The sequence below is a fragment of the Cupriavidus oxalaticus genome (assembly GCF_016894385.1).
GTDB classification, from domain to species: Bacteria; Pseudomonadota; Gammaproteobacteria; order Burkholderiales; family Burkholderiaceae; genus Cupriavidus; species Cupriavidus oxalaticus.
Genome location: NZ_CP069812.1, coordinates 1,325,683 through 1,338,522 on the forward strand (window position 1 = coordinate 1,325,683; position 12,840 = coordinate 1,338,522).

Below are 12,840 nucleotides of genomic sequence, written 5' to 3' on the forward strand. Positions count from 1 at the left end.
GCACCCCGTGTGGCGTACTGTACGTCGAATGTGCGAGCGCTTCAGCCCGCGGCGCGTTCCGCCGCTTCCAGCGTGTTGACCAGCAGCATGGTGATGGTCATCGGGCCGACGCCGCCCGGCACCGGCGTGACGTAGCCGGCTACCTCGCGCACGCCGGCGAAGTCCACGTCGCCGCACAGCTTGCCGTTGTCGTCGCGGTTCATGCCCACGTCGATCACGACGGCGCCCGGCTTGACCATGTCGGCGGTGATCAGGTTGCGCTTGCCGACCGCGGCGACGATCACGTCGGCCTCGCGGGTGTGGGCGCCGATATCGCGCGTCTTGCTGTTGCAGATGGTGACGGTGGCGCCGGCCTGCAGCAGCAGCATGGCCATCGGCTTGCCGACGATGTTGGAGGCGCCGACCACCACGGCACGCGCGCCGCGCAGCGGGTACTGGATCGATTCCAGCATCTTCATGCAGCCGTACGGCGTGCACGGGCGGAACAGCGGGGCGCCGGTCATCAGCGCGCCGGCATTGGCCACGTGGAAGCCGTCGACGTCCTTTTCCGGGGCGATCGCTTCCAGCACCTTGTGGCTGTCGATGTGCCTGGGCAGCGGCAGCTGCACCAGGATGCCGTGGATGCTCGGGTCCTGGTTGAGCGCGTCGATGCGGGCCAGCAATTCCGCCTCGGACAGGTCGGCCGGGTAGCGGTCCAGCGAGGAGTGGAAGCCGTTGTCCTGGCAGGCCTTGACCTTGTTGCGCACGTAGACCTGGCTGGCCGGGTCCTCGCCGACCAGGATCACGGCCAGGCCGGGGCGGTGACCGCGCTCGGTCAGGCTGGCGGCGCGCTGGGCGGCTTCGGAGCGGATTTGTTTGGCAAGGGCGTTGCCGTCGATCAGTTGGGCAGACATGGAGGAAAGGACCGGTTTGGGCGGGTTTGTGCGGTTTGTGCGGCTTGTTCGAATTCGCGGGCGCATCCGGCGGCTGCCTTGGCCGCGGGTGGCGTGTGCCCGGCATGCGGGCATGCGGATCAAAGGCGAATTATAAAGGGTCAGTGCGGCCTGGCGCGCGCAGCTTGACCGGAGGCAACGGTTGTCCGGGGGCAGGGCTGGTAGCATCGGCCGCATGCACACCGCGCTCCCGTCCCTGTTGTCCGACCCGCTGCTGATCGTCGTATCGCTCGCCGGGCTGTTGTGGGCGCTGACACGCCGGCCGTGGCGGCTGCTGCAGCGCGACGCGCTGCAGCACGCATGGCTGGGCGCGATGGTGCTGGTGGCGCTGCTGTGGACGGTGCGCGCCACGCTGGTCGGCGGCCTGGTGATCCAGCTGCTGGGCGCGACGCTGATGGTGACGTTGTTCGGGCTGCCGCTGGCGCTGCTGTCGCTGTTCGTGGTGGACCTGGTGTCGCTGTTCGGGCTCGAATTCCTGGCCGGGCACAGCTGGGCGCTGTTCGACTGGCCTTCGCTATGGGTGCGCTATACCTGGCTGGCGCTGGTGCCGGCGCTGATCTCGGCCGGCCTGCAGGCGCTGCTGCGGCGCTGGCTGCCGCGCCATCCGTTCGTCTTTATCCTGGGGCACGGCTATTTCACGGCAGGGCTGGCGGCGCTGGGCGCCAGCGCGGCGCAGGCGGCATGGCGGCACGTGATGGCGCCGGGACTGCCGTTCACCTTGGCCGATACGCTGGCGGCAACGCTGATCCTGGCGTTTGGCGAGGCGTTCCTGACCGGCATGCTGGTGGCAATCTTTGTGATCTACCGTCCGCAATGGGTGGCCACCTTCCGGGACGAGGAATACCTGGGGAATCAAGGGGAAGGTTCGGGCTGATCCGATCGATCGGCTCACCGTCGTTCCCGCCTGCGCGGGAACGACGGTAGCGGGTGGCAACCCTGGCCGCGTTCAGCTGTTGCGCGACAGCGCCAGGCGCAACAGGTCTGCCACCGTGTTGACGTTGAGCTTTTCCATGATGTTGGCGCGGTGCGCCTCCACCGTCTTGATGGAAATGCCCAGGTCATCGGCGATCTGCTTGTTCAGCCGGCCAGCCACGATGCGCTCCAGCACCTGCTGCTCGCGCGTGGTCAGCTTGCCCAGCAAGTCCTTGGCCGCGCGCTGCTCGCGCGCTGCGGAATGGTCGGTGCGGGCCTTCTGCAGCATGCGCTCGACCAGCGCGCGCAGTTCGGACTCGTCGAACGGCTTCTCGATGAAGTCGATGGCGCCGCGCTTCATCGTCGTGACCGCCATCGGCACGTCGCCGTGGCCGGTAATGAAGACGATCGGGATATGGATGTTCTCGGCGATCATCCGCTCCTGCAGTTCCGGGCCGCTCATGCCGGGCATGCGCACGTCGAGGATCAGGCAGGACACCTGGCTGGCGTCGTAGGCGGCGAGGAACTGCTCGGCGCTGGTAAAGCTGCGAACCTGGTAGCCATTGCCCTCCAGCAACCAGGTCAGCGAGTCGCGCATGGCTTCATCGTCGTCGACGATGAACACGGTCTCGCCGCGGTGGGGCGTGGGGTTTGGCGTTGCGGTCATGTAGTCTCCTCGGGACAACTATTCATTGCTGCGAAGTGTAACCGCCCCGGGGCCTCTGTGGCGAGGCGGCCCCCCCACAGGCGCAAGGGGGGGGTGGCACCGGCCTGCCGGGGGTGTCCGGAACGAATCGGACGGCGGTCGAATGCGCAGGTCGAAGGCGCAGGTCGAAGGCGCAGGGTTATTGCTCGGCCACCACCGGATGCAGTGGCAGCATGATCTTGAAGGTGCAGCCAATGCCGTCGACATTGTTCTCCACCCACAGCCGGCCCTGGTGCGACTCGATGATCGAGCGGCAGATATTCAGCCCCATGCCCATGCCGTCGGACTTGGTGCTGAAGAAGGGCTCGAACAGGCGCTCCTTGGTGGCTTCGTCGACACCCGGGCCCTGGTCGATGACGTCGATATGGACGTTGTCGCCGATCTCGCCCGGCTCCACGCGCGCATGCAGGCGCACCACGCCGCCGGCGCGCAACGCCGGCAGGCCGGCCATGGCTTCGACCGCGTTCTTGAGCAGGTTCACCAGCACCTGCTCGATCAGCACCGGGTCGACATAGATGGCCATCGGCGGCGCCGGCAGCCGGGTCAGGATGGTGACGCGGCGCCGGGTCGCCTCCAGGTCGGCCAGGCCCACGGCATCCGCGACGATATCGTGCAGCGACGCCTCGCGCCGTTGCGGCTGGCTGCGCTTCACGAAGCCGCGGATGCGGCTGATGATGGTGCCCGCGCGCACGGCCTGCGCGGAAGTCTTCTCCAGCACCGGGATCAGGTCCTCCGGCGTGCTGCGGCCCGAATGCAGCCGCGCCACGGCGCCCATGCAGTAATTGTTGATCGCGGCCAGCGGCTGGTTCAGCTCATGCGCCAGCGACGACGCCATCTCGCCCATGGTGGTCAGGCGGCTGGTGAACTGCAGGCGTTCTTCATGCTGGCGCGCCATTTCCTCGGCGGCCTTGCGCACGGTGATGTCGGTGGCGATCTGCATCTGCGCCAGGTGGCCGTCGACCCACTGGATATAGCGGCGGCGCACTTCGAACCATTTCTGCATGTCGGGCACGAACACCTCGCGCGCGTCCGACGCGTAGGGCATCAGCTCGGAAGCGGGCAGGCCGGCGTAGGCGTCGACGTAATCGGTGTTGTCGCCCGACACCTGTTCCTTGTCGAGATCGTCGCCGGCGAGCTTGAGGTGGCCCTCGGCCTCCCAGCCGAACAGCTGGCGGTAGTAGCGGTTGGCGAACAGCAGCTCGGCCTTGTCGGTGGCGAGCACCGACACCGCCGCGTCCAGGCTCTCCAGCACCGTGGTGAAGCGGTCGTGCGCGGCGGCCAGTTCCTCGCGCGCGCGCTTGGGCTCGGTGATGTCCGTCATCGAGCTCATCCAGCCGGTATGGCGGCCGCGGCTGTCGACCAGCGGCGACACGTACATGCGCGCGTAGAAACTGCTGCCGTCGCGGCGCATCGTGCGCATCTCGTAGCCGCCGGCGGGCGACTTGCCCTGCAGCGTCAGGTCGATCTGCTTCTGCATCTCCTGCTGGTCGTTCGGCGGCCAGTAGGGGAAGGGCGGCAGGCGGCCGACCAGGTCGTTCTCCTGCCAGCCGGTCATGCGGCAGAAGGCGGGGTTGACGTAGGTGATGCGGCCGTTCAGGTCGAGCGCGCGCAGGCCGATCAGCATCGAGTTTTCCATCGCGCGGCGGAACGAGGTCTCGGCCAGCAGCGCGCGCTGCGCCTCGGAGCGGCGGCTGGTGTGGCGCCACATGCTCCACAGGCTCCACAGCAGGAAGCAGGACAGGCCCACCACCAGCCACAGCAGCATGTTGTTGGGCAGGTTCGACGGCGGCGGGTAGGCGTCGGCGCGCAGCGACAGCGAGTGGCCCGGCGGATCGAGCAGCACCTCGTACGACAGCGCGTTGCCCGGCACCGGCCGCAGCGAGGTGCTGGCGCGGGTCTGGTTGTTCTTGTCGATCAGCGAGAAGCGGTAGCGCTCGGTCAGCTCCGGCGGCAGCAGGTGCGTGAGGATGCCGTTGATCGAGTAGAGCGCGCCGAGCGTGCCGAGGAACTCGTTGTCGCGCACGATCGGCACCTGCATCAGCATGAAGCTGTCGCCGCGGTCGTTGACCAGCGGGCGCGAGTAGACCACACGCTGGGTTTCGCGCGCCGCGTCGAAGGTGTCGAGCACTTCCGGCTCGAGCGGCTGGTCCTGGTTTTCGCGCAGGCGGCTGGCGAACTCGGACGTCGACGGCAGCGACCAGCGCCCGCGCTTGGTGGCGTCGAGCCAGTTGACAAAGACGATCTCGGGGTTCTCGCGCAGGACTTCCTGGGCGGCGGTGCGGTAAGCGCCTTGCTCCAGCTGCGCGGCGGCGATGTCGCGCGCCAGCGAGGCCAGCTGGTCCTGGTTGCTGAGCAGCGACAGGCGTACGCGCTGCTGCGCCCAGGCGGCGTCGCGGTACAGCGCATCGCGTTGCTGCTGGCGCTCGGTTTCATGCAGCGACCACAGGATCACGCCCATCGCCACGGTGAACAGCACGATCGCGACCAGCGGGATGAACATGAACCAGCTGGTGGCGACGAGGTTGCGCCAGCGCAGCCACCACAGGCCGCGCGGTGCCGCTACCGGTGCGCCGTCGTCGGGGCCGAGCGTGTCGATCGGACCAAGCCCGGCCGCCGTGGAGGGGGGGTGGCCGGTATCGCCCCCGGCGGCCTTGGCCGTGCCCGAGGCATCGGGGGAGAGCATGGCTGCCCGCAGGCGGGAAAGGAAGCGATCGAGAAACGGCATGGGAGGGATTGACGGCTGACCGTTCAGTGTACCGAGTTTATTGCGGTGCGTCGCTTGGGGAAAGCGCCAATGAAATCCCGGCCGTTGCTGTCCGCGCGGGCGCCCTTGCGTCTGGCCCCGCCGGGGCCATGGCGTGGTTCTTGGTGCGCCGCGACATTATTTCACATTGCAAAAAACGATATCGCAATTTGAAAATTTCACTTGTGTTGCCCAATGGGCTTCCATAGAATCGGTTCGACCCAAGAATGCGGGCGGTAGCCATGCGCCTGCTGCGCGGAGGAACCGGAACAGGTTCCCCGGCGGCGGCCCCGATGCAAGACGCGTGAGCGCCGAACCCGCAACGGTGCGAGTCAACCCGTAGAGCCCCCAAAGCCGGCGCCGGAAGCGCAGGCACGGAAGCACGAATTCACCCAGGAGACAGTCATGTCCGCCGTACCAGAGCAGATTCTCGGCGCATCCAGCGCCAACGACGCCGATCCCCAGGAAACCCATGAATGGCTGGATGCCCTGCAGGGCGTCCTTGCGGCCGAAGGCCCGGCGCGCGCCGCGTTCCTGATCGACAAGCAGATCGAGTACGCGCGCGTGAACGGCGTGACCCAGCCGTTCCACGCCGAGACGCAGTACATCAACACCATCCCGGTGGAGCAGCAGGCCCGCATCCCCGGCGACCAGGACATCGAGCACCGCATCCGCTCGTACACCCGCTGGAACGCCATGGCGATGGTGCTGCGCGCCAACAAGCACACCAACGTCGGCGGCCATATCTCCTCGTTTGCCTCGGCGGCCACGCTGTATGACGTCGGCTACAACCATTTCTGGCGCGCCCCCTCGGAGCAGAGCGGCGGCGACCTGGTCTTCGTGCAGGGCCACTCGGCGCCGGGCGTGTATTCGCGCGCCTTCCTGCTGGGCCGCCTGAGCCAGGACCAGCTCGACAACTTCCGCCAGGAAGTGGACGGCAAGGGCATCTCGTCGTACCCGCACCCGTGGCTGATGCCGGATTTCTGGCAGTTCCCGACCGTGTCGATGGGCCTGGGCCCGATCATGGCCATCTACCAGGCCCGCTTCATGAAGTACCTGGACAGCCGCGGCCTGGCCAAGGCCGGCGACCGCAAGGTCTGGGCCTTCCTGGGCGACGGCGAGACCGACGAGCCGGAATCGCTGGGTGCGATCGGCATGGCCGGCCGCGAGAAGCTCGACAACCTGGTCTTCGTCATCAACTGCAACCTGCAGCGCCTGGACGGCCCGGTGCGCGGCAACGGCAAGATCATCCAGGAACTGGAATCCGAGTTCCGCGGTGCCGGCTGGAACGTGATCAAGGTGGTGTGGGGCAGCAAGTGGGATGCGCTGCTGGCGCGCGACACCAAGGGCCTGCTGATGAAGCGCATGATGGACTGCGTGGACGGCGAGTACCAGACCATGAAGGCCAAGGACGGCGCCTACGTCCGCGAGCACTTCTTCAACACGCCTGAGCTGAAGGCGATGGTCGCCGACTGGTCCGATGACGACATCTGGCGCCTGAATCGCGGTGGCCACGACCCGCACAAGATCTACGCTGCCTACAAGGCTGCCAGCGAGCACAAGGGCCAGCCCACGCTGATCCTGGCCAAGACCATCAAGGGCTATGGCATGGGCGACGCCGGCCAGGCCATGAACGTGGCCCACCAGCAGAAGAAGATGCCGGTGGACGCGATCCGCAAGTTCCGCGACCAGTTCAACCTGCCCGTTGCCGACGACCAGCTGGAAGACGTGCCGTACATCACCTTCCCGGAAGGCTCGAAGGAACTGGAATACATGCGCCAGGCGCGCATGAACCTGGGCGGCTACCTGCCGGCCCGCCGCCAGAAGGCAGAAGCCCTGCCGGTGCCGCAGCTGTCCGCGTTCGACGCGCTGCTGAAGGCCACCGGCGAAGGCCGCGAAGTGTCCACCACCATGGCCTTCGTGCGTATCCTGAACACGCTGCTGAAAGACAAGCAGATCGGCAAGCACGTGGTGCCCATCGTGCCGGACGAGTCGCGCACCTTCGGCATGGAAGGCCTGTTCCGCCAGGTCGGCATCTGGAACCAGGAAGGCCAGAAGTACGTGCCGGAAGACCATGACCAGCTGATGTTCTACAAGGAATCGCAGACTGGCCAGGTGCTGCAGGAAGGCATCAACGAAGCCGGCGCCATGTGCGACTGGATCGCTGCCGCCACGTCGTACTCGACGCACGGCGTGCAGATGATTCCGTTCTACATCTACTACTCGATGTTCGGCATCCAGCGGATCGGCGACCTGTGCTGGGCCGCCGCCGACATGCGCTCGCGCGGCTTCCTGCTGGGCGGCACCGCCGGCCGCACCACGCTGAACGGCGAAGGCCTGCAGCACGAAGACGGGCACTCGCACGTGTTCCACGCCGCGATCCCGAACTGCATCTCGTACGACCCGACCTACCAGTACGAGCTGGCGGTGATCATGCAGGACGGCCTGCGCCGCATGTACGCCGAGCAGGAAGACGTCTACTACTACCTGACGGTGATGAACGAGAACTACGAGCATCCGGAAATGCCGGCTGGCGTAGAGCAGGACATCGTCAAGGGCATGTACCAGTTCCGCAAGGGCGTCGAGAACAGCAACGCGCCGCGCGTGCAGCTGCTGGGCTCGGGCACGATCTTCCGCGAGGTGGTCGCCGCCGCCGAGCTGCTGAAGAAGGACTGGGGCGTCGAGTCCGACCTGTGGGGCTGCCCGAGCTTCACCGAACTGGCGCGCGAAGGCCAGGCTGCCGAGCGCTACAACCTGCTGCACCCGTCGGAGCCGCAGCGCGAGTCGTTCGTCTCGCAGAAGCTGAAGTCGGCCCGCGGCCCGGTGATCGCCTCGACCGACTACGTGCGCGCCTTCGCCGAGCAGATCCGCCCGTTCGTGCCGCGCCGCTACGTGGTGCTGGGCACCGACGGCTTCGGCCGCTCGGATACCCGCGAGAAGCTGCGCCACTTCTTTGAAGTGGACCGCCACTGGGTCACGCTGGCCGCGCTCAAGGCGCTGGCCGACGAGGGCGCCATCAGCCGCGACAAGGTGGCCGAGGCCATCAAGAAGTACAACCTCGACCCGAGCAAGCCCAACCCGATGTCGGTCTGATCCGGCAGCCTGCACCCACCCCCGCAGTACGGCGACGCCGTGCCGCGGGCGCCCCGGCAAACCGCCGGCTGGCGCCTTGCGGCATGGCGGCGTGACAGAAGCGGGCGGCGAAGGTAATCTCGCCGCTTGCGGATGTCGTGCGCGCCGGCCTGCCCAGGAGACACTGAATGAGTCAAGCAATTGAAATCAAGGTGCCGGATATCGGCGACTACGACGCCGTCCCCGTCATCGAAGTGCATGTGAAGCCCGGCGACAGCATCAACGCGGAAGACGCGCTGGTGACGCTGGAATCGGACAAGGCCACCATGGACGTGCCCTCGCCGCAGGCCGGCGTGGTCAAGGACGTCCGCATCAAGGTGGGCGACAACGTGTCCGAAGGCTCGGTGCTGGTGATGCTGGAAGCGGCCAACGAGGCCTCCGCGGCACCGCCCGCCGCGGCCGCAGCTCCGGCTCCGGCGCCTGCCGCCGCAGCACCCGCGCCCGCTCCGGCGCCGGCAGCCGCTCCCGCAGCAGCCGCTGCCGCGAGCGGTGGCGGCACCATCGAAGTCAAGGTGCCTGATATCGGCGACTACGATGCCGTGCCGGTCATCGAAATCCACGTCAAGCCGGGCGACAGCATCAACGCGGAAGACGCGCTGGTGACGCTGGAGTCCGACAAGGCCACCATGGACGTGCCCTCGCCGCAAGGCGGCGTGGTCAAGGAAGTCAAGGTCAAGGTCGGCGACAACGTGTCCGAGGGCACGCTGCTGCTGATCCTGGAAGGCGCCGGCGCGGCTGCAGCACCGGCTCCGGCTGCCGCGGCGGCTCCGGCACCGGCCGCTGCCAGCGCGCCCGCCCCGGCACCCGCACCCGTGGCGGCCCCGGCTCCGGCAGCAGCGGCTGCCGCCGCGCCGGCCGCCGCTGGCGTAAGCGGCAAGGCCGCCCATGCCAGCCCCTCGGTGCGCAAGTTCGCGCGCGAGCTGGGCGTCGACGTCTCGCGCGTGGCCGGCACCGGCCCCAAGGGCCGCATCACCCAGCAGGACGTGCAGAGCTACGTCAAGGGCGTGATGACCGGCCAGGCCGCTGCGCCGGCCCAGGCCGCCGCGGCTGGCGGCGGCGGTGGCGAGCTCGGCCTGCTGCCGTGGCCGAAGGTCGATTTCACCCGCTTCGGCGAGGTGGAAAGCAAGGCCCTGTCGCGCATCAAGAAGATTTCCGGCGCCAACCTGCACCGCAACTGGGTCATGATCCCGCATGTCACCAACCATGACGAAGCGGACATCACCGAGCTGGAAGCCTTCCGCGTGCAGCTGAACAAGGAAAACGAGAAGTCCGGCATCAAGGTGACCATGCTGGCCTTCATGATCAAGGCCACGGTCGCAGCGCTGAAGAAGTTCCCGAACTTCAATGCCTCGCTCGACGGCCAGGGCGACGAACAGCGCCTGGTGCTGAAGAAGTACTTCAACATCGGTTTCGCGGCCGACACCCCGAACGGCCTGGTCGTGCCGGTGATCAAGGACGCCGACAAGAAGGGCGTGCTGGAGATCAGCCAGGAGATGAGCGAGCTGGCCAAGCTGGCGCGCGACGGCAAGCTCAAGCCTGACCAGATGCAGGGCGGCTGCTTCTCGATCTCGTCGCTGGGCGGCCTGGGCGGCACGTACTTCACGCCGATCATCAACGCGCCGGAAGTGGCCATCATGGGCGTGTGCAAGTCGTTCCAGAAGCCGGTGTGGGACGGCAAGCAATTTGCGCCGCGCCTGACGCTGCCGCTGTCGCTGTCGTGGGACCACCGCGTCATCGATGGCGCCGAGGCCGCACGCTTCAACACGTACTTCGCGCAACTGCTGGCCGACTTCCGCCGCATCCTGCTGTAAGGCGGCCGCAATGCACACCGGCAGTGCCGGTGTGCGAGCCAGCGATAGGAGCGAGCCATGACTACCTGTGTTGTCGTCAAGAAGGGCGCCGAGGTGGCGATCGCGGCGGACGCGCTGGTCACCTTCGGCGATACGCGGCTGTCGCGCGCGTATGAGCGCAACCAGAAGGTCTTTCCTGTCGGCGACGGCTTTATCGCGCTGGCCGGGACGACCGCGCACTTCCCGGTCATGCGCACGCTGCTGGCGGGCCTGGGAGAGGAATGCAGGCTGGGCTCGCGCGACGACGTGTTCCGCACCTTCCTGAAGGTGCACGAGAAGCTGAAGACGGACTACTTCGTCAACACCAAGGAAGACGAGGACGATCCCTACGAGTCGTCGCAGATCGTGTGCCTGATCGCCAATCCGGCCGGCATCTTCGGCGTCTACTCGTACCGCGAGGTGTTTGCGTTCGACCGCTTCTGGGGCATCGGCTCGGGCCGCAACTACGCGCTGGGCGCGATGCACGCGGTGTATGACCGGCCGGACCTGGATGCGGGCGAGATCGCGCGCATCGGCGTCGATGCGGGCGTGGAGTTCGACAAAAGCTCATCGGGGCCGATCGAGGTCCATACGGTGCGGCTGCACGATGCAGACGATGGCGCAGCGCCGGCGGCGGATGCGGCAACCAACAACGACGGCGCGCCCTGAAGCCGAGAGGCGGGCGCGTATTGAGGAGCAAATATGAGTGTGATCGAAGTCAAGGTGCCGGATATCGGCGATTTCGACGCGGTGGAAGTGATCGAGGTACTGGTCAAGGCCGGCGATACGGTCGAGACGGAACAGTCCCTGATCGTGCTGGAGTCCGACAAGGCGAGCATGGACGTGCCGTCGTCGGCCGCCGGCAAGGTGGTGGAGGTCAAGGTCAAGGTGGGCGACAAGGTTGGCCAGGGCGCGGTGATCTGCACCGTCGAGGCCGAGGCCGCCGCCGCCGCACCGGCGCCTGCGCAAGCTCCGGCTCCGGCCGCGGCTCCCGCGCCGGCTGCTGCGGCACCGGCTGCTGCGCCAACTGCTGCAACGCATGCCGGCGGTGCCGACATCCAGTGCGACATGCTGGTGCTGGGCGCCGGCCCCGGCGGCTACTCGGCCGCCTTCCGCGCTGCCGACCTGGGCATGAACAGCGTGCTGGTGGAACGCTACAGCACGCTCGGCGGCGTCTGCCTGAACGTGGGCTGCATCCCGTCCAAGGCGCTGCTGCACAACGCCGCCGTGATCGACGAAGCCAAGGCGCTGGCCGCCCACGGCATCCTGTTCGGCGAAGCCAAGATCGACCTCGACGGCCTGCGCCACTACAAGAACCAGGTGGTCGGCAAGCTGACCGGCGGCCTGGCCGGCATGGCCAAGGCGCGCAAGGTGCAGGTGGTGCGCGGCATCGGCAGCTTCCTCGATCCGCACCACATGGAGGTCGAGCTGACCGAGGGCGAGGGCAAGCGCAGCACCGGCAAGAAGACCGTGATCCGCTTCGAGAAGGCCATCATCGCCGCCGGCAGCCAGGCGGTGAAGCTGCCCTTCATCCCGGAAGACCCGCGCATCGTCGACTCGACCGGCGCGCTCGAACTGCCGGAAGTGCCCAACAAGATGCTGGTCATCGGCGGCGGCATCATCGGCCTGGAAATGGCCACGGTGTACAGCACGCTGGGCGCCGAGATCGATGTCGTCGAAATGCTGCCGGGCCTGATGGGCGGCGCCGACCGCGACCTGGTCAAGGTCTGGGAAAAGAAGAACAAGGACCGTTTCGGCAAGGTCATGCTGAATACCAAGACGGTCGGGGTGGAAGCCAAGCCGGACGGCATCTACGTCAAGTTCGAGGGCGAGCAGGCCCCGGCCGAGGCGCAACGCTACGACCTGGTGCTGGTGTCGGTGGGCCGCGCGCCCAACGGCAAGCGCATCGGCGCCGAGAAGGCGGGCGTGGCCGTGACCGACCGCGGCTTTATCAACGTCGACAAGCAGATGCGCACCAACGTGCCGCATATCTTCGCGATCGGCGACGTCGTCGGCCAGCCGATGCTGGCGCACAAGGCGGTGCATGAAGCCCACGTGGCCGCGGAAGCCGCGCATGGCGAGAAGGCGTTCTTCGATGCCAAGCAGATCCCGTCGGTGGCCTTTACCGATCCGGAAGTGGCCTGGGCCGGCCTGACCGAGGACGAGTGCAAGGCGCAGGGCATCAAGTACAGCAAGGGTGTGTTCCCGTGGGCCGCTTCGGGCCGCGCCATCGCCAACGGCCGCGACGAGGGCTTTACCAAGCTGATCTTCGACGAGGAAACGCATCGCGTGATCGGCGGCGGTATCGTCGGCACCCATGCCGGCGACCTGATCAGCGAAGTGTGCCTGGCGATCGAGATGGGCGCCGATGCGGTGGATATCGGCAAGACCATCCACCCGCACCCGACGCTGGGCGAATCGATCGGCATGGCGGCGGAGATCTACGAAGGCACGTGTACCGACGTGCCGCCGCCGCGCAAGCGCTGAGCGTCCTTCCGCAAGCGCAAGAACCCGCCTCCGGGCGGGTTCTTTTTCGCCTTGATAATGCAATTAACCGCCGGAAATCAAACCCAACCATCAATGGAG

Annotated in this window: 8 protein-coding genes; 5 read left to right on the plus strand and 3 right to left on the minus strand. The window is 67.2% G+C overall.

Annotated features, from left to right (window positions below):
* Positions 1–41 precede the first annotated feature (41 nt).
* Positions 42–893, minus strand: a complete 852-nt coding sequence (gene folD, locus JTE92_RS18585) for a bifunctional methylenetetrahydrofolate dehydrogenase/methenyltetrahydrofolate cyclohydrolase FolD (protein WP_063238600.1) — start codon at positions 891–893, stop codon at positions 42–44.
* A gap of 214 nt (positions 894–1,107) precedes the next feature.
* Here folD and JTE92_RS18590 point away from each other — a divergent pair, with 214 nt between their 5' ends.
* Positions 1,108–1,806 (plus strand): hypothetical protein, encoded by a 699-nt coding sequence (locus tag JTE92_RS18590; protein ID WP_063238601.1) that lies wholly within the window; start codon positions 1,108–1,110, stop codon positions 1,804–1,806.
* A gap of 72 nt (positions 1,807–1,878) precedes the next feature.
* Here JTE92_RS18590 and JTE92_RS18595 read toward each other — a convergent pair whose 3' ends face one another.
* A complete protein-coding gene (locus JTE92_RS18595; protein WP_063238602.1) occupies positions 1,879–2,511 on the minus strand; it encodes a response regulator transcription factor in 633 nt (210 codons plus the stop codon).
* 178 nt (positions 2,512–2,689) lie between these two features.
* Positions 2,690–5,275, minus strand: coding sequence for a PAS domain-containing sensor histidine kinase (locus JTE92_RS18600; protein ID WP_063238603.1), 2,586 nt, complete (start codon positions 5,273–5,275; stop codon positions 2,690–2,692).
* Between the two features lie 423 nt (positions 5,276–5,698).
* Between JTE92_RS18600 and aceE the strand changes: the two genes are divergently transcribed.
* The 4 genes from aceE to lpdA all read left to right on the plus strand — a co-directional run bounded on the left by aceE (position 5,699) and on the right by lpdA (position 12,741).
* Complete coding sequence (gene aceE, locus JTE92_RS18605; protein WP_063238604.1) at positions 5,699–8,386, plus strand: pyruvate dehydrogenase (acetyl-transferring), homodimeric type; 2,688 nt, start codon at positions 5,699–5,701, stop codon at positions 8,384–8,386.
* Positions 8,387–8,553: 167 nt separating this feature from the next.
* Positions 8,554–10,236, plus strand: coding sequence for a dihydrolipoyllysine-residue acetyltransferase (gene aceF / locus JTE92_RS18610; protein WP_063238605.1), 1,683 nt, complete (start codon positions 8,554–8,556; stop codon positions 10,234–10,236).
* A gap of 57 nt (positions 10,237–10,293) precedes the next feature.
* The gene (locus JTE92_RS18615) at positions 10,294–10,923 is read left to right on the plus strand and encodes an Ntn hydrolase family protein (protein WP_063238606.1); all 630 of its coding nucleotides are present in this window, start codon (positions 10,294–10,296) and stop codon (positions 10,921–10,923) included.
* Positions 10,924–10,956: 33 nt separating this feature from the next.
* Complete coding sequence (gene lpdA, locus JTE92_RS18620; protein ID WP_063238607.1) at positions 10,957–12,741, plus strand: dihydrolipoyl dehydrogenase; 1,785 nt, start codon at positions 10,957–10,959, stop codon at positions 12,739–12,741.
* The last annotated feature ends 99 nt before the right edge of the window (positions 12,742–12,840 follow it).